Annotated in this window: 19 protein-coding genes; 14 read left to right on the plus strand and 5 right to left on the minus strand. The window is 26.7% G+C overall.

What is annotated here, in order from left to right:
• The first annotated feature begins 98 nt into the window (after positions 1–98).
• Genes plsY through metA form a run of 5 tightly spaced genes read left to right on the plus strand, consistent with a single transcriptional unit; the run spans position 99 to position 4,752 of the window.
• Entirely contained in the window at positions 99–722 is a 624-nt protein-coding gene (gene plsY / locus ACO409_RS07700; protein ID WP_485556202.1) for a glycerol-3-phosphate 1-O-acyltransferase PlsY, read from the plus strand.
• A gap of 17 nt (positions 723–739) precedes the next feature.
• Positions 740–1,762, plus strand: a complete 1,023-nt coding sequence (locus tag ACO409_RS07705) for an NAD(P)H-dependent glycerol-3-phosphate dehydrogenase (RefSeq protein WP_485556203.1) — start codon at positions 740–742, stop codon at positions 1,760–1,762.
• A gap of 43 nt (positions 1,763–1,805) precedes the next feature.
• Positions 1,806–2,627: a sigma-70 family RNA polymerase sigma factor gene (locus ACO409_RS07710; protein WP_485556204.1), complete on the plus strand. Its 822-nt coding sequence runs from the start codon at positions 1,806–1,808 to the stop codon at positions 2,625–2,627.
• A 15-nt stretch (positions 2,628–2,642) separates the two neighbouring features.
• Positions 2,643–3,770: a DNA polymerase III subunit beta gene (dnaN, locus tag ACO409_RS07715; protein WP_485556205.1), complete on the plus strand. Its 1,128-nt coding sequence runs from the start codon at positions 2,643–2,645 to the stop codon at positions 3,768–3,770.
• Between the two features lie 43 nt (positions 3,771–3,813).
• Positions 3,814–4,752 carry a homoserine O-acetyltransferase MetA gene (gene metA / locus ACO409_RS07720; protein ID WP_485556206.1) on the plus strand — a complete coding sequence of 313 codons (939 nt, stop codon included), beginning with the start codon at positions 3,814–3,816 and terminating at the stop codon, positions 4,750–4,752.
• A 161-nt stretch (positions 4,753–4,913) separates the two neighbouring features.
• Here the strand turns inward: metA and ACO409_RS07725 are convergent, their stop codons facing one another.
• Positions 4,914–5,492, minus strand: coding sequence for a YiiX/YebB-like N1pC/P60 family cysteine hydrolase (locus ACO409_RS07725; protein WP_485556207.1), 579 nt, complete (start codon positions 5,490–5,492; stop codon positions 4,914–4,916).
• A 339-nt stretch (positions 5,493–5,831) separates the two neighbouring features.
• Between ACO409_RS07725 and ACO409_RS07730 the strand changes: the two genes are divergently transcribed.
• The 4 genes from ACO409_RS07730 to ACO409_RS07745 all read left to right on the plus strand — a co-directional run bounded on the left by ACO409_RS07730 (position 5,832) and on the right by ACO409_RS07745 (position 8,642).
• The gene (locus ACO409_RS07730) at positions 5,832–6,644 is read left to right on the plus strand and encodes a P-loop NTPase (protein WP_485556208.1); all 813 of its coding nucleotides are present in this window, start codon (positions 5,832–5,834) and stop codon (positions 6,642–6,644) included.
• 74 nt (positions 6,645–6,718) lie between these two features.
• Positions 6,719–7,396 (plus strand): response regulator transcription factor, encoded by a 678-nt coding sequence (locus ACO409_RS07735; RefSeq protein WP_485556209.1) that lies wholly within the window; start codon positions 6,719–6,721, stop codon positions 7,394–7,396.
• Positions 7,397–7,536: 140 nt separating this feature from the next.
• Positions 7,537–8,172: a superoxide dismutase gene (locus ACO409_RS07740; protein ID WP_485556210.1), complete on the plus strand. Its 636-nt coding sequence runs from the start codon at positions 7,537–7,539 to the stop codon at positions 8,170–8,172.
• 260 nt (positions 8,173–8,432) lie between these two features.
• Complete coding sequence (locus ACO409_RS07745; protein WP_018450121.1) at positions 8,433–8,642, plus strand: DUF1858 domain-containing protein; 210 nt, start codon at positions 8,433–8,435, stop codon at positions 8,640–8,642.
• A 599-nt stretch (positions 8,643–9,241) separates the two neighbouring features.
• On the opposite strand, the gene htpX is transcribed toward ACO409_RS07745, so the two are convergent.
• Positions 9,242–10,108 carry a zinc metalloprotease HtpX gene (gene htpX, locus ACO409_RS07750; RefSeq protein WP_485556211.1) on the minus strand — a complete coding sequence of 289 codons (867 nt, stop codon included), beginning with the start codon at positions 10,106–10,108 and terminating at the stop codon, positions 9,242–9,244.
• 304 nt (positions 10,109–10,412) lie between these two features.
• Between htpX and ACO409_RS07755 the strand changes: the two genes are divergently transcribed.
• A complete protein-coding gene (locus ACO409_RS07755) occupies positions 10,413–11,969 on the plus strand; it encodes a contractile injection system protein, VgrG/Pvc8 family (protein ID WP_485556212.1) in 1,557 nt (518 codons plus the stop codon).
• Positions 11,970–12,207: 238 nt separating this feature from the next.
• Here the strand turns inward: ACO409_RS07755 and ACO409_RS07760 are convergent, their stop codons facing one another.
• The 3 genes from ACO409_RS07760 to udk form a co-directional block, all read right to left on the minus strand.
• Entirely contained in the window at positions 12,208–12,990 is a 783-nt protein-coding gene (locus tag ACO409_RS07760; protein ID WP_485556213.1) for a potassium channel family protein, read from the minus strand.
• A 13-nt stretch (positions 12,991–13,003) separates the two neighbouring features.
• A complete protein-coding gene (locus ACO409_RS07765; RefSeq protein WP_485556214.1) occupies positions 13,004–14,341 on the minus strand; it encodes an FAD-dependent oxidoreductase in 1,338 nt (445 codons plus the stop codon).
• 63 nt (positions 14,342–14,404) lie between these two features.
• A complete protein-coding gene (udk, locus tag ACO409_RS07770; protein WP_485556215.1) occupies positions 14,405–15,046 on the minus strand; it encodes a uridine kinase in 642 nt (213 codons plus the stop codon).
• 213 nt (positions 15,047–15,259) lie between these two features.
• On the opposite strand from udk, the gene ACO409_RS07775 reads away from it, so the two are divergent.
• The 4 genes from ACO409_RS07775 (at position 15,260) to ACO409_RS07790 (ending at position 18,197) form a co-directional block, all read left to right on the plus strand.
• On the plus strand, positions 15,260–16,537 hold the full coding sequence (locus ACO409_RS07775) for a hypothetical protein (protein ID WP_485556216.1): 1,278 nt from the start codon (positions 15,260–15,262) through the stop codon (positions 16,535–16,537).
• Positions 16,527–17,363, plus strand: coding sequence for a hypothetical protein (locus tag ACO409_RS07780; protein WP_485556217.1), 837 nt, complete (start codon positions 16,527–16,529; stop codon positions 17,361–17,363). The genes ACO409_RS07775 and ACO409_RS07780 overlap by 11 nt, the downstream gene beginning before the upstream one ends.
• Positions 17,364–17,384: 21 nt before the next feature.
• A complete protein-coding gene (locus ACO409_RS07785) occupies positions 17,385–17,855 on the plus strand; it encodes a hypothetical protein (RefSeq protein ID WP_485556218.1) in 471 nt (156 codons plus the stop codon).
• A gap of 114 nt (positions 17,856–17,969) precedes the next feature.
• Complete coding sequence (locus ACO409_RS07790) at positions 17,970–18,197, plus strand: hypothetical protein (RefSeq protein ID WP_485556219.1); 228 nt, start codon at positions 17,970–17,972, stop codon at positions 18,195–18,197.
• Positions 18,198–18,531 lie beyond the last annotated feature (334 nt).

Consider the following 18,531-nt stretch of genomic DNA (forward strand, 5'->3'; position numbering starts at 1 on the left):
AATTTTTTGACAGAATGATACAAAAGCAAAATCATTTATTGGAATCTAAAAAATAGATAAAAATAATAATAAATATATTAAATAAAAGAGGAATAAAAATGATTACAATTTTACTAATGGGTCTTTCATATATTTTAGGAAGCATACCGAATGCACTTTGGATAGGAAAAGTCTTTAAAGGGATAGATATTCGTGAACATGGAAGTAAAAATACAGGTTCTACAAATGCAGCACGTGTTTTAGGGGCAAAGTTAGGAATTTTAACGTTGATATTGGATATTTCTAAAGGATTAATTCCAACATTGATTGCAATCTTTTTAAAAACTAATTTTTTTGAAAACTTAACAAAAATTGAAAATTTGGATTATGTGTTAGTTGGGATTTGTGCGATTTTAGGACATGTATTTTCTATTTTTATGAAATTTAAAGGTGGAAAAGCTGTTGCAACAACGCTTGGAGTATTTTTAGTTTTGGTACCGAAAGCTATACTGCTTGCAGCAATTGTGTTTTTTATAGTTTTTGCTATTTCAAAATATGTTTCACTTTCTTCAATTTTTGCAGCTATATCGCTTCCTATTTTTATATATTTTTTGTATCATCAAATAATATATACTGTTTTGGGAGTTTTAATAGCAATTTTAATTGTAGTAAAACACAAAAGTAATATTGAAAGATTAAGAAATGGAACAGAGTCCAAATTTAGCTTAAAAAATAAAGAATAGGAAAGGAAGGGATAATGATGAAAAATATATTGGTTATTGGTGGTGGAAGCTGGGGAACTTGTCTTTCAAAACTGTTAGTAGAAAATGGACATAAGGTATATTTGTGGGAACATAGTGAAGAAGTGAGAAAAACTATTCGTGACACAAAGGAAAATCCAAAATTTTTACCAAATATAAAATTACCTGAAAGTCTTAATGTTGTGGATGATTATGGAGAAGTATTAAATAATAGTGAAAAATATAATAAAATTGATATTTTATTATTAGCAACTCCAACGCAATTTTTAAGAAAAATTTTAAAAAGATTGAAAAATTTTTTGAATTATAATATAATATTAGTAAATGTCGCAAAAGGGCTAGAAATTGCAACCAAAAAAAGAATCTCTGAAATTGTAGCTAAAGAACTTGAAAATAAGGAGTATAGCTATGTTTTATTAGCTGGTCCGACACATGCCGAAGAAGTGGCACAAAAATTGCCATCTGCTATACTTTCTGTATCTAAAGATGAAAAATCCGCAAAAATTGTGCAGACTACGTTCAGTAATCATTATTTTAGAGTTTATACAGGAACAGATCTTATGGGAGCTGAACTTGCAGGAGCATTAAAAAATTGCCTTGCAATTGCAGCTGGAATTGCCGATGGAATGGGTTATGGAGATAATACAAAAGCTGCTCTTATAACTCGTGGAATTAACGAAATATTTGAAATTGCAAAATATTACAATGCTGATCCTAAAACGTTTATGGGGTTATCGGGGCTTGGAGATATTATTGTAACTTGCACAAGTAAGCATAGTAGAAATAGATATGTTGGTGAAAAGCTGGGACAAGGTCAAAAGATTGAAGATATAGTTTCACACATGAATATGGTATCAGAGGGTGCAGAAACAATAAAGGCTCTTTACAAAATTATAAAGGAAAATAACTTAAAAGCACCTATTTTTACAGCACTTTATGAAGTAATTTATGCTGGAAAGCCAGTTTCAGAACTGGAATCTACATTTATGAATAGAGATTTGAAGTCAGAATTTTTAAATTAAAAATTAAAAAATTGTATATAAAAAATAAAACTGGAGTGAGGTAATGGAAGATAACAACTTAAACTTAATGTCGTTATATCTAAGTGATATTCAAAAATTTGATCTGCTCTCAAAAGAAGAAGAATATGAACTGTTAAAACGTATTAGAGAGGATGACGATGAGCAGGCAAGGCAATTACTAATTTTATCAAATTTAAGACTGGTAATAAGTACAGCTAAAAAATCTCTTGGAAATGGACTTCCTTTAATTGATTTAATTAGTGAAGGGAACATTGGGTTGATAAAGGCTATAAATAAGTTTGATTATGAAAAAGGACATAGATTTAGCACATATGCAGTATGGTGGATAAAACAATCAATAAAAAAAGCAATTATTAATATTGGAAGAGACATCAGAATACCATCTTATAAATATGAGCAGCTATCAAAAGTAAATAAAGTCATAAAGGATTATACTGCCATTCACGGTGAAGCTCCATCAACAGAATATATTGCAAAAAAAGTTGATTTGAAGGAAAGTAAAGTTATATTACTTTTAGGTGAATTTCAGGATATAATGTCGTTAAATGAAACAATAGGTGATAATATTTATCTGGAGGATATTATCGGAAAAAATGATGATGTTGAGGATAAGATAATAAAGGAAGACCAACTTATCGAAATGAAGGATTTACTTGAAAAAGTTCTAAATGAGCGTGAAAGATTGATTCTTGAATATCGTTATGGACTGTATGATAATAAAATTCATACATTAAAAGAAATTGGAGAACAAATGGGGATTACACGTGAAAGAGTCAGACAAATTGAAAAAAAGGCTATAACAAAGTTAAAAGAACATTTAGAAGAATATAAGGATATATTGTAAAGGAGAGGTGGATATATGTTACATATAATTGTAGATAGAAAATCATTATTAAGAGCTATGACTATAGTTGAAAATGCAGTAACTGAAAATAAAATAAGAGAAGTTCTTTCTGGAATTTATATTGAAACTCAAGGGGAAAAAGCAATTTTACGAGGAACAGATTTGGAACTTTCAATAAATACAGAAATAGAAGCACAAGTGAAAGAAGATGGAAAAATTGTTATAAAGCACAAATTAATTGAAGAGTTTTTAAAACAGATTTCTGATGATAAAATAACATTGATTGAAGAAAGTGGTAAATTAATAATTCAAGCAGGTTCGACAAACACTGAGTTTTCTTTGTATAATGTAGAGAATTTTCCAGTTCAGTCAAAACTTGAAAGTGGAGTTGAATATGTATTTGAAAAGGGAAAATTATTAAATAATATTGAAAATGTAAAAATATCAGCTTCTCCAAATCCAGAAAATCTTGCTGTAAATTGTATCAGAGTAGAAATTGAAGAAAATAAATTAAAACTTATTTCATCTGATACATATAGATTAACATATATTGAGGAAGATTTGGATGATTCTCAAAAAAATAAGGAAAATCTTAGTTTAAGTATTCCATTAAAGACGATTGACGGACTGATAAAAATTATGAAATTAATAGATGAAGAAAATATTATATTAAAATCAGATGGTTCAAAAGTATTTTTTAAATTTTCAAATGTAGAAATATTAACTCGTACAATTGATTTGCAATTTCCAGATTACAAGTCAATTTTGAATAACTCAAAACATAACAAAAAAATATTATTAAATACAAAGGATTTTTTATCAGTATTAAAGAGGACAGCTATATTTGTTAGAGATAATAAAGAATCTAAAAATGGTGGAATATTTAATTTTTTAAATAATAAGCTGCTGCTTACAGGAACAAGTGAAAATGCACAAATAAAAGAAGAAATTGGTACAATTCAGGAAGGTGATGATTTAAGAATATCATTAAATGTCAGATTTTTACTTGATTATATTTCTACGATTCAAGGAAAAGTTACTGTCTTGGAATTATTAAATGATAAAAGTTCAGTAATCGTAAAAGATGAAGATAATGATAAATCACTATATTTTACAATGCCGTTAGCAATTAGAGAAAATTAGAAATTTAATAAAATAAAAAATTTTTAGGAAAGGAGAATATGCAATGCCTATAAAAATACCAAATAATTTACCGGCTGTAGATATTTTAGCAAAGGAGAACATCTTTGTAATGGACGAAAGAAGGGCATTGTCACAAGATATTCGCCCTTTAAAATTTATAATAATAAATCTTATGCCTACAAAAATTGAAACAGAAACACAGTTGTTAAGACTTTTGAGCAATACTCCGCTTCAAATAGAAGTAACTTTTTTAAAAATGACATCTTATGTATCTAAAAATATATCAAAAGAGCATATGTCAAATTTTTATAAAACTTTTAATGATATAAAAAATGATTATTTTGACGGGCTTATAATAACAGGGGCACCTGTGGAAAATTTACCTTTTGAAAAGGTCGTTTACTGGAAAGAATTAACAGAAGTTATGGAGTGGAGTAAAACCCACGTTTACTCTACAATGTGCATTTGCTGGGGAGCACAGGCAGCACTATACTATCACTATGGAATACAGAAATATCCTCTAAAAGAAAAACTTTTTGGAATTTATCCGTTAAAAATAGATATTTGTCATACAATGCTTTTAAGAGGATTTGACGAGATATTTAATATGCCGCAATCAAGACATACAGAAGTTCATGCTAAAGATATAGAAAAAATTCCAGAACTAGAAATCATAGCAAATTCTAAAGAAGCTGGTGTGAGTATCGTACGTAGCCGAGATAAACGTAATATTTTTATTATGGGGCATTTAGAATATGATAGAATGACATTAGCAAAAGAATATGAAAGAGATGTAAAATTAGGAAAAAGTATAAAAATACCGTACAATTATTATCCAAATGATGATACAAGCAAAGCTCCACTTTTTGTTTGGAGAGCTCATGCAAATTTATTATTTTCAAATTGGATAAATCATCATGTTTATCAAGGAACTCCTTATGATTTAACAACATTAGGAAAAGTGCCTAATTTTCAAATTTAATATCATTTTTATTTATTAGATAATATCAAAATATAAAAATAGTTTATAAAAAATAATAGAAAATAAAAATCTGTCAAGTAATAATTAATTTATTATGAAAATAAATTATACAAGACAGTTTTTTATTAATATAAATATAAAATTTATTTAGTTTTTGTGACTTAGTTAGAATAAAGAGATATATTTTCAAGTAACGGAGAGTTCATTATATCAAATGGCATAACCCATCCACCACCATTAGAATCTAGATCTACTTCACGTCCAACTTTTTTCCCCGCTTTTTTAAATACCAGATATACAAATTGTGAACAGTAAAGCCTTTTGTCAAAATTTTTATTGAAGGTTAGACCATAAGGCTTAGTTATAGTTTCGTCAATTTCTTTAAATAGTGCAGATTTAAATTTATCATCTATTCCTTTTAACCTAAAAATAGCCACTTTTCTATCAATATCTTCCCAGGCATATATTGGACTTTCGCTGTAACCAGAAGAATATGTTGGAAATTCGACTATTTTTTTATGTTCATTAAGAACAGCAACATGTCCCCACATTGAACGTAAAGTTGGTTTTTTTGATAAAATAAGAATATCTCCTGGTTGAAGTTTGTCGACATTTGAAATAACTTCATGCGGAGTGTACCAGAAATATTTATCTTCTGGTTTTGTTTTACATATAAGTGCAAGAGTCAGAACAAAAAAAATTATTAGTCTTTTTATGTTTTCCTTTAAATAAAAATTCATAGTTAATTATTCCTTTCTATCTGTAAATTTTAATAATATACTCAATCCCATTTAAAATTGAACTAGTAAAAATCATGTAAATTTAAGGTTTGAGTAAAATAGTCATAATTTTTGAATACAGTTTTACTAGATAACTTATGTATATTATATAAAAAAGATACAAATTAGTCTAGTATATTTTTAATAAAAAAAATTTTAAATATAATTTATTTACTGTAATAAAAAAATTAATTTTTTTAAAAAAATTTAAAAAATTGCTTGTATTTTTTTTAAGTTTATGATTTAATTAAAGAAGGGAAATTAAATAAAATTATAGTATTTTTAGAATAGGAGGAATGGATGCAAACTAATCCAGCTTTAGCTGAACGAAAGCAAAGAATTGATTCTAATATGTCCAAAATTAAACATAAAATAGTAGTTATGAGTGGAAAAGGTGGAGTTGGAAAGACAACTACTTCTGTCAATTTAGCTTATGGCTTATCATTACGAGGATACAAAGTTGGTATTCTTGATGCAGATTTACATGGTCCTAATATTCCTATTATGTTTGGAAAAGAAGGTGTAAAACTTTCAAAAATTTCTGAGCCACTGGAAATAAACAAAAATTTGCACATATCATCATTAAGTTTTTTTGTTCCTGATAATTCACCAGTTGTATGGAAGGGACCACAAAAAATTACAGCAATAATGGAAATGTTAGAAGGAATTAAATGGGGAGATATTGATTTTTTAATAGTTGATTTACCACCAGGAACTGGTGATGAAACATTAGGTATTGCTCAGAATATAGGATCTGATTCAAAAGCAATTATTGTAACAACACCACAAAAAGTTTCTTTGCTGGATTCTACAAGATCAATAAATTTTGCTAAGTTGATTAACTTGAATGTGCTAGGTGTAATTGAAAATATGAGTGGTTTTATTTGCCCTGATTGTCAAAAAGAAGTTAATATCTTTAAAAAAGGCGGTGCTGAAAAAATGGCCCAGGAAAAAAATACTGAATTTCTAGGCTCAATACCATTAGATGGAAATATAGTGGAATCTAGTGATAATGGATTACCATTTATTTCAAATGATTCTTTAGCGTCAAGACGGATGAATGATATAATTACGAAAATAATTGAAAAAACTGAAAAAGAAGATAAAAAGTAGGAAAATAAATGTGAAAGGAGAAGTATTTTAGATGTACTGTAATAGTAGTAATACATTTATTATACAACAAAAGAATGAAAGTATTAGTATTTAACAAAAATGAAAAAACCAGAATGGTAGTGGGACAGTTATTAAAAGAATTAAGTTTTAATGTTATATTGGCAGAAAATGAAGAACAAATGTTGGATGCCTTAAAGACAGAAACTTTTGATATTTCTTTTTTAGATATTAACTCAATTGAAGATTTTCCAATGTCAATAGAAAAAATAATAAGATATAAGAAACAAAGTTATATTCTAATGGCAATCGAACAAGATGACAGATATTCAAAAACTGAAGCATTGTTAAAAGGAATAGACGACTATGTTTATAATGATTTTAGATTAGAGGAACTTTCAGCCAAGTTTAGGGCAATAGTAAGAATTTTGAATAAACGACTTACTGAAGATGAAATGGGAATCTTAACTGCCTATGATTTAACATTAAATCCTGCAAATAGGGAAGTTAAACGTGATGGAAAAGAAATAGAATTAACAAATAAAGAATTTTTATTATTGGAATATTTCTTGAGAAATAAAAACAGAGTTCTTACCAGAACAATGATTTCTGAAAAGATTTGGGATATAGACTTTGTTTCAGAAAGTAATATTGTAGATGTGTATGTTAATTTCTTGAGATCAAAAATAGATAAGGGACATGATCAGAAAATTATAAAAACCGTGAGAAGTGTTGGATATATCATAAAGGAATAGGGGCTATTTGGCCCTTTTTTATATAGTTTAGTTATTCATAATTGTAATAATAACAAATTCATAAAAAATATAAATTTCTATTGATTTTATAAAAATAATATGATAAAATATATTTAAATAATAGATTAGGAGTGATAAAAATGTTTAAACAAATAGAACTACCTTATAGTTTTGATGCATTGGAACCAAGTATTGATAAAAAAACAATGGAAATTCATTATGGAAAGCATCATGCAACTTATACTAATAACTTGAATAATACATTAAAAAACAATGCACCACAATTTTTAGAAAAACCAATAGAAGAAATTTTAAAAAATTTAGATGCATTGCCAGAAGATATAAGAGGAGCTGTTAGAAATAATGGTGGAGGTTTTTATAACCATAACTTATATTTTGAAGTAATGGGGCCTAATGCAGGTGGAGAACCAAAAGGTGATTTAGCTGAAAAAATAAATGAATCATTTGGAAGTTTTGAAAAATTTAAAGAAGAATTTTCAAAAGCAGCTGCAACTAGATTTGGATCAGGATGGGCTTGGCTTGTTGTAAACAAAGACGGAAAATTAAAAGTAACTTCAACAGCAAATCAAGATAATCCATTAATGCCAGGTGTAACATGTTGTGAATGTTCACAAGGAACTCCTATTTTAGGGATAGATGTATGGGAACATGCATACTATTTGAATTACCAAAATAGACGACCAGATTACATTACAGCTTTCTTTAACGTTATAAATTGGGATGTAGTATCTAAAAAATATGAAGCTGTAAAATAAATATAAATGAATTTAAAATAAATTTGTAAATTAGATTGAATTAGAATAATTATTTATAAGAGCTCTATTTCAATCTTTTTTTATTTTAAATATTCTTTGATTTAGAAAATATTTGTTTATAAAAGTTGACTGAAGTGATTTAATTTGGTATACTTATAGGGTAATATAAATTTTCATTTTATTTTTAAATAGGGTTTAGTATGAATTGTTATTTAAAAAAATTTGATCATAATAGAATATAAAAATAGGAGGAAATTATTATGGAAAAAGTAACAAAAGATATGAATATAATGGAAGCTGTAGAAAAATATCCAATTATTGCACAAGTATTGATGAGATATGGACTTGGGTGTGTTGGATGTATTATTTCGAGTGCAGAAACTTTAGGTGAAGGGATTGCTGTTCACGGATTAAATCCAGATATAATTATTGAAGAAGTGAATATGATTCTTGAAAAGCAAGAAGGATAATGTGATTTGGAATAATAATAAAAATAGATAACTTTTGGTATAGTGATTATACTGTACCAAGTTATCTATTTTTTTAATTTAAATTTATATTATTAACATAAAACCGTAAATAATATTTGTTAATAAAATTGTTCCTACTATAAATCTATTTATAAATTTGAAGATGCCTTGACTTCCGAATGTAAAACTTAATGCCAGATTTAAAATACAGTATACTAAAAGTTTTACTGAAAAATTTTTTAAGATAAAAAGTTTTTGAGTTTTTAGCAACATTAAAACTGGTGGTAGTAGATAACGGAATGATGTAAAAAAAGCATACAAAAATATAGTCATAACTTCAAATAAAAGTATAAATACTGTTATTCTTTCTGCAAATTGAACTCGTTTTCCACTTAAAAATAAGAGTGAAACAAGAGAGTAAATACGTACAAAAAGTAATAGTAATGTTAAAAATGTAAAAGTGTTAATCATATCTTATCTATTCTCCATATATATTTGATAACTTTTATATATTTTATCATATTTAAAATAAATTCTCAAGTAAAATAAAAATTTTCATTTACTCTTAAATATACATCCATTACAGTTATTAAATTAAATTATAATATATTTTGTTCTTTTGCCATTTTTTCAAGCTCTCTTATTCGGTCATCAGTAGATGGATGTGTACTAAATAAATTTTTTAAATTTCCAAGGTCTGAAAATGGATTCACAATAAACATATGAGCTGTTGCTGGATCTTCTCTATTCATTGGAATATTGTGACTATAATTTTCTAACTTTTGCAATGCATTACGTAAATATAAGGGATTTCCTGAAAATTCGGCTCCTGCTCTATCTGCCATGTATTCTCTTCTTCTTGAAATAGACATTTGAATTATGGAAGCTGCTATTGGAGCTAAAAACGATAATAGCATTGCAGTAGCAAGATTATTTCTTCTTCTTTCACCATTTCTAGTGTTTCCACTTGATACATAAGGTAAAAATCTTGAAATATTTGCAATTGCTCCAGCAAAAGTAGCAGCAATTGTACTAATTAAAATATCACGATGTTTTATATGTCCTAACTCATGACCTAGTACTCCAGCCAGTTCATTATCATCCATTAATTCAAGTAGTCCAGCAGTACAGGCGACTGCTGCATTTTGTGGATTTCTTCCAGTTGCAAAAGCATTTGGCTGTCGTTCTGGAATTATGTAAATTTTTGGCATAGGTAAATTGGCATTTTGGGATAGTCTTTGTATTAGATGATATAATCTTGGGTTATTTTGTAAATTAACTTCTTGTCCATTATAGGCTCTAATAACCATTTTGTCACTAAACCAATAACTGTAAAAACTTATACCACCAGCAATTATAAGTCCAATTAATGCACCTTGTTGATTTCCCAATGCACCACCAATTGCTACAAAGAGAAAAACTAATCCAAACATTAGAAACCCTGTTTTCATAGTATTTATAAACATAGTTACTTTCTTCCTTTCTTTTGTTTTATTTACTTAACAATAAAGAGATAAATCTCTTTGTTGAAATACATTGTTCTTTATATATAAAATATTATATTATAAAATAGCGTATTTTTCAATAAATAATTTAAATTGTATAGAGTAAAATATCTAATATAAAATAAAAATTTATATTTTGACTTTTTTATATAAATATTAAATAAAAAAATTTATAATCAAAGATTGAAAATTTATTTAAAATATAGTATAATGAAATATATATTAATAATTAATTAATAATATATAAAAATTTGAGGTTGAGGTGATGAAAATGGGGAATGAAAGTGCAAATATTGAAAATATGTATGAAGGGAGAAATGTTGGAATTATACTGGATAAGAAAAATCTGGATAATTTTGTAATTCAAGAATTTGTGTTGAATGAAAATATTAATGAGCATCAGAAGCTGGAAATGCAACTAGAAATAGATGATAAGGAAAGAAAGAATTTAGAAAAAATTATTGAGAAAGAAAATGTTGAGATCGAAGTTGAACTTTCAAAAACAACTCAAAATATTAAAAGAAAAATTTTTTGTGGAATAGTTGATTATTTTGAAATATTAGATTATGGAAGTTATGGTTGCAGGATTTTGATAAAGGCATTTTCCAAAAGTGTAATTTTTGATAGAAAAAATGAGAAGAAATACAGGGTTTTTCAAGATGGGAACTTTATGTTTTCAAATATAATTGATGAGATTAATAAAGATTATGCTGATAAAAAGTTAGAAATAAAGTATTCTGATATTGCAAAAAAACAGATTGGGACTATTATTGTACAGTTTGATGAGACAGACTGGGAATTTTTAGTAAGGCTTGCAAGTCAGTTGAAAACTGGGCTGTTTGTAGTTGAGCAAGGGATAATATTATTTGGAATGATAGAAATGGGGGAAGTTAAGAAAGAAAATAAATATTTTTCAGATTATTCGCTCGTAAGGGATTATAAAAATTTGTATTATAAAGTGCAGTCAAATAAAGTAATAAATTTGGGAGATACTATTTCTATTTCCGAAAATCTTGAAAAAAATGAAGTTGAAAAAACTGGAAAAAATATTGAAAGTTTTAATGGTAGCAAGGGAAGCTTTTCTGTATTAAAAACTAAAATATTTTTGAAAGATTTTGTATTGAAAAGTGAATTTTTAGCAACAGATATGGGTAGTTATCATATATTTAAAAAATATAATGAAAGAATTAGGGGATGCAGAATTGAAGCTAATGTAGAACGGGTTTTTGAAGATAATGGAATTGCTAAAATGGAAGTAAGATTTTCACAAGGATTAAAAAAAATTGTTAGTGAAAGAAGTAATACTGAAAGTAATGATAAAGCTTATGATGATTATGGAGTAAAGAGATTTCCTTTAAGTTATCAAACTTTTTATTCACAGACAAATACTGGATTTTTCTGCACTCCAGAAGTAAATGATACTGTGGAAGTTTATTTTCCAAATGAAGACGAGCGATTTGCAAAAGTGTCGTGGGCAATAAATAATAAAGGAAATGGAAGATTTAGCGATTATACAAAAAGAAATTTTCAGGTTAATCAAAGCGATTTTAATTTTAGCTTGAATTTAAATACTTTTGAAATTAAGACAGCTGAAAAATATAGTGTAGATTCACCTAATATAGTTGAAAATGCGGATAATTTTGTAAATAAGGCAACTCAAAATTTGGTAGTGGCATCGAATAATTATTTAGGGATAGAATCCATTGGGGATGCCGATTTTTATGCTTCTAAAATAAATATTGTTGGGAAAGAAAAGGAAATAACAATGGAATCATTGAGTTCGGACGTGCGAATTAAAGGAAAAAAAGTTCATAGCAATTAATAGACCTATTTGATAGCCATACAAATTCAGAATTTAATAAAATAAATATTCTAAAGCAAGTGTTCGTGACTCCTTATAGAGATAAAAAAATTAGGTTATCGAACATATCCAATAATAAAAAATACAGGAGAATAATAAGATGAGTTAAAACTTACTATTCTTCTCTGTAGTGAACTGCTCCCTCTTGTAGAAGAGGGAGACTTCTTGCTAGATATTGTTAAAAAGATTTTAGTATAATTTATTTTTTTCTTTTATTTCTTACAAATTGTATAAAAGATATAATTTCCTGCTTTTCTGAATCCGTGTAATTTGAAGAATTAAGGATGTATTCATCTAAATCATCATCTGGAATTAAGTCAGCTTGGCGATTTAAAAAATAACTTGTAATTGCTCCTGTGATCATTCCAAAAGTTCCCATTCCAATCAGTATTAGAAAAATAGCAATTATTCTTCCAATAAATGTATGTGGGTAGACATCGCCATAACCGACAGTAGTTGCAGTTACAAATGCCCACCATAAGCCATTGAAATAGGAGAGTTTTTCAACATAGGAAACTATTAGGGCAGATACTATGATTCCAAGTACAGCAAATATTAACAAATAAATAAGTCCATTTGCTCTCAAGAATTTTTTAATTTTTTTATAGAATTTTTTTACAGATAAATAAGTTTTTGTCAGCTTTAAATGTTTAAAAACTCTGGCTAAACGTCTAATCTTAAAAATCCTGAATAATCTAAAAATAGAATAATACGGAATAATTGAGATTAAATCAGGAATATTGCTTTCAATAAAATCTAATTTATTGTCTGAATTTGTAAAACGTATAAAATAATCAGCTGCAAAAATTAAATAAATTGATACATCAATAAATTCCAGGATTGGATTATTAAAAATGTTAATATCACCGTGTAAATCCAAAATTGTAGTGACAAAACTGTATAATGCCAAGAAAATAAAAATAACCCGATAACTTATCCGAAATCTTTTGTTTTTATGCAAATTTTTAATTCTCTTTTTCATAAAAACTCCTGTTTTATTTAATAACTTTTCTGTATGTAACCAATAACGGGTTCCAAACACTTGCATTTGTTGGAGAATATGCAAAGTCAATTTCTATGAATTTTTCAATAGGCGTTTCAAGAGTAATCACAATAGCCATCTGGTCTACAAATTGAGCAACTGCTTCCTTTCCAACCATTGCTCCGCCAAGAACAATTTTTTTATCTTTGTCATAAATAATTTCTGCACTTGCAGGAACAGAATCTTCAAAGCCAGAATTTTTATACATTGCTTTCATTGAAACTACATCAGCATTGTATCCTAATTGCAGAGCTTCTTTTAGTGAAAGTCCAGTTTGTGCCAGTTTTACGTCATAAAATGAAGTTGCAAAAGAACGGATCAAGCCTTTCCAGCTCACATCTTTTCCTGATAAATGTTTTGCAAGGAACATTCCATGCTTATTTGCCACATCTCCAAATGGAGCATATAAATTTCTGTCAGTTTTGTAATATTTGTTAAAAATACAATCTCCAATTGCATATACATCTTTAATATTTGTTTCAAATTTATCATTTACAGAAATCTTTCCAGAATCAGTTTTTAATTCTTTAGGCAGAAAATCAATATTTGGAGTAATTCCAATACTAAATAATGCAATATCAAAATCCACAATTTCTCCATTGTCTAATTTTACTGATTTTGCTATATTATTTTCAGAAATTATTTCTGAAACACCTGAATTTAGTTTTAATATAACATCATTTTTTTCTATTTCTTTATAAATTCTTTTTTTTAAATTTTCTGAAACGTTTGGAAGAATTTGACTAGATTTTTCAATCAATGTAACATTTAATCTATTTTTTCTAAATGATTCAGCCATTTCTAGCCCAATGAATCCAGCCCCTACAACAACTGCGTTTTTTAATCTTGATTTATTTTCATTTAGAAAATCTTTTATTTTAAAGGCATGTTCTGCATGTGATAAAGTAAATACATTTTCCAGATTTTCAGAGTATCCAGCAAGATTTGGCACAAAGGATTTTGCTCCAACAGCAATTACCAATTTGTCGTAAGAAATTGTTCCGTTGATTTCATTGCCTTTTACTGTTAAAGTTTTATTTTCAAAATCTATTTTTGTAACTTCGTGATGAATTTTCACATTAATTCCACGATTTATAAAATCTTCAGGCGTTCCGTGCAGAACATCACTTCTCTTCAATTCATCAGCAATGAAATAAGGTGTTGGACATCCTGCCCAAGCTACATAAGATGATTTTTCAAATAAAATAATTTCATCTTTAGGATTTGCTTTTTTATATTGAGTCGAAAACATCATTCCAGCTGCTCCGCCTCCAATTACAACTATTTTCATAATATTTAATTGTATGATAATTTTTTTATTACCATACACTCCTTTCAATTTTTTGTTTTATTATTATTTTTTATTTAATTTATTAAATAAATATCGAAGTCTGCTTGCTACCATTTTTATTCCCACTTTATTATCTTTTCCACGTGGAATTATAACATCTGCATATCTTTTAGAAGGTTCGACAAACTCCAAGTGCATCGGTTTTACAGTATTTATATACTGATTTTTTATACTTTCAAAACTTCTGGCACGTTCATTTAAATCCCTTTCAATTCTTCTTAAAAGCCTTTCATCATCATCAGTATCTACAAATAGTTTTGCATCAAAAAGATCTCTAATTTTTGCAATGGCAAGGACTAAAATTCCCTCCACAATAATTAAATTTGCAGGTTCAATATGTTGAGTTTTATTAATTCTGTTATGAACTTGAAAGTCATAAATGGGTTTTTCAATAGATTTTCCATCTTTTAATGTCAAAATATGCTTTTCGAGCAAATCAAAATCAATCGCATCTGGATGGTCATAATTTAATTTAGTTCTTTGTTCATAAGTTAAATGGTCATTTCCTTTATAATACGAATCTTGCTCAAGTAAAATTGAATGAATCCCAGTTTTTTCTAAATTTTTGATTATAGCTTGAGTTACACTAGTTTTACCAGAACCAGTTCCTCCTGCAATTCCGACAATTATAGTTTGATAGCTCATAAAATATTTCCTCCTGAGTATATTTTGCAATTTTTTATTTTTAGTAGAATAATATCTTATATTTTAATTAATTTTAGCATTTTTTTTATACTTTTACAATTATAAAAGGTTAAAATTTTCTATATTTTAAAAATATTAAATTTTCAATAAAAATATTTGAAAAAAAATTAATTATATGGTAAAATTAAAATATAGTTAAATATTGGAGGGGTTATGAATAGAGAAAATGAAATTTTTGAAAAAGAAATGCTTGGAAAAAGTCTAAGAGAAATGTTTTTTGAAATGAATGTGGAGATGCAGGAGAGATTTCAGGAAATTAAAGATAAGTTTTTAGAGGTTAAGATTGCTGAAAATTTAGAGAATGAAAGTATTTTTGTTGAAACGGTGCTGGTGAAAAGCGAGGATGTGTTTAAAATGGATGGTGTATTTTTTCCAGTAGCTGATAAAGTAGATATTTTTAGTGAAGATTATGAAAATATTTATTTGGAAAATGTTTATTTAAATTTGGATTTACGTAAAATTAATGAGGTTTCTGAAAGAGAATTTGCTGGATGGGTAAATATTGATGGAAATAATTATGAAATTAAAGTGAGATTTGCAAGGGATGAGAGTTATTTGGATGAAATAAAAAAATTACATAATTCATTTGAGCTGAATGGAAAAAGCTGGAAAACTCTTAATATGGCACATTTTATGAGATGTTATAAAGTTGAGATGGTTGAATATGATTTTGAAATGAAAAAGGATATATTGGAAAAAATTCAAACTAGAGATTGTGAGATTACTTATGATTTTGAAGAGATTCAAGATAAGGTGCTAAGAAATATGGAATTGCTTTGGAATATTGAAAAAAAGAAGATTATAAGCACTATATTTGTACGTCCAACAAAAATTGATTTATCCTTTGAATATACAATAAATTTTGAAGACAATGAACAAATTTTAGTGTCAAATCATCAAAATGAAGATATTCTTTGCTGTTATTACAGCGGAAAAAATAAATTAAACATTATTTCAAAGAAAAATACAGGTGATGTATGGGATATTTTTTCCATAAAGCCAATAGAAAAATGCAGGAAAATGCTTGAAATTTTTGAAAAAAATAATGAAAACCAGGGAAATTATTTTCATTTTACAAATTTTAAAAATGAAAGCTTTATTGATAAAATTCAAAAAAAAAATAAAAATACAAGAAGTCGTGCATTTTTGGAAAAATATTTTTTGGAATATGAGTTTGTAAAGGATGAAATTATATTAAAAGATATTAATTTTAAGGAAAATGTTGAAGGAAATCTGGATATTTATGACTGCAATGAAAATTTGAGGAATGAATTTCAAAGGGAATATTTTGATAAAAAACCTAAATTAAACCTGTTTGTGGAAATTAAGAATTTTAATGAATATTCAGAGGACAAAGTGAGCTTTTTAATTTCAGAAATTCAAAATAATTACAGTGAATTTGAGTGCAGGGGGTATCTGTATGGCGAATAAAAATAAAAAAGGATATCCGTATATATGGGCAGTTCCTATAAATACACAATTTGAGCTGGAAAATAATGTATCAGCATATATTGAGGTAAATGATGATTTTTTTTGTGATAAATTTGAGAAGAAAAAAGCTATGAAAGTAAATCCTTATGTGAGATTTAATAAAATATTTACCAATTTTGTAAATTATTATAATAATTTTTTTGAATTTGAAAATAAACTTCAAAAGGATAACAAAATTAAAAATTTGACAACGGAAAATGTTATTAAAAAAGAGTCTAAAATAAGCAGTTTTAGACGCAGAAAAAATACAATTGACGAATCAAGGGAAGATAAAAATGAGCATATCTTAAAGAATTTCAAGAAAAATATTGAAAATAATGCAATAAATTATTTAAGGGAACTTGATTTTGCAAGTGGAACGACAGTGATTGACATTGTTTGTGAAAAAATTTCAGAAGATATAAGAAAAGGAATTTTAGGAAAGAACTTAAAAAAATATTTTTTGCTTTTGGATAGGGAAGAGCAGGAATATGTGGCACTTTTGATCTATAATGAAAAAATTAATAATGTCAATTCTATGAAAAATTTTAAGTTTGGAATTAAATACTTTTTTTTAGATTCGATTATTTATAGGGAAAAACATCAAAAAAATAAAATAATAATTTATATAAATAGAGAAAAAAATAAAGAGAATATCGCAAAAATAAAAACGTTAGAATTGTTATTTCTGGAATTTGGACTGGAATTGAAGATTTTTTGGAAGAATCATTTTGGAGTTGTAAGTGTTGGAGAAACAGTAAAAATTGATGAAATAGCAGTTTTTTAAAAAAATTAAGGGGTGGGATAAATGAAATATAGATTAAGAATTACAGATGAGGAAAGTAAAAAGGAAATAAATGTAAGTGAAGATGAGATTATCGAAGTAAAATACAAAATTGGGCTTGCAGAAGATACAAATTTAGCAAATAGCAGAAGCACAGTAGAAATGGAAATAACTGGAAAAATTATTTCAAATTTGGAAAATGCTGGAAATAATTCAAATCCAGAAACTAAAAGTGTAAATGATGACTTGTATGAGAAAAACAAAAAAAATATAATAGACTTGGTGGAATGGGCTGAATCATATCTTCAAAAGAGTGATTATCGAAATTTGGAAATGTTTGTTGATTTGGGATCAAATAAAAAAATGGATTTAAAATTTACAAATATGTTTGTATATAATTTTTCACAGGAGATGAGCATTGAAAAGGGAATTGGGATTTTTAAACTAAAATTAAGACAAAAATTCCATCAAAAAAATAAACTTGATATAAAATAATATTTATAATGAAAATTTTGTGGTATAATAAAAATATAGATATTCTATTAAATGAACTTAAAAATTATTCAATTTCTAAAAAAATTACAAAATTTATTTTAGGAGGGAAATATTATGATAATAGATATTGAATTAAACGAAAAAAAACAAAAACAGTTAAAAGAAGTTTTGGAATATGATAACAACTTTATTAATAATTTGATATCAAAAGAATTAGATAAAATAGAAGAAAATGAACAAATTTCCAAATCAGAAATAAAAAGAATAATGAAATTATCTAAAAAAGCTAAAAAATCCCCGATGATATCTCTTGAAGATTTTGGAAAGAAAATGGGATTTTAAGTGAAATATAAAGTATTGTTATCTAAATATGCAGCAAAAAAATTACAAAAGATGGATAAAAATACAAGTAAAAAATTTATGATTTTTTGAAAAAAATAAACAATTCTGAAAATCCAAGATGATAAGTTAATAATTTTAGCTGTTGAAATAGAGCATAGAAGTAAAGTGTATTTGATTTTAAATAAATTAAAAAAGTCATTTTTAAAATAAATAATGATAAATTCAAATATAGGGAGTGAGTTTTATTAAATAGTGCAAGAACACTCGCAACTTTAGTTGTGAGATGAATTGCACGAAAATTTTAGTAAGCATATAGGGAAACTTGTATGTAGAC

This window comes from Leptotrichia sp. (assembly GCF_057270615.1).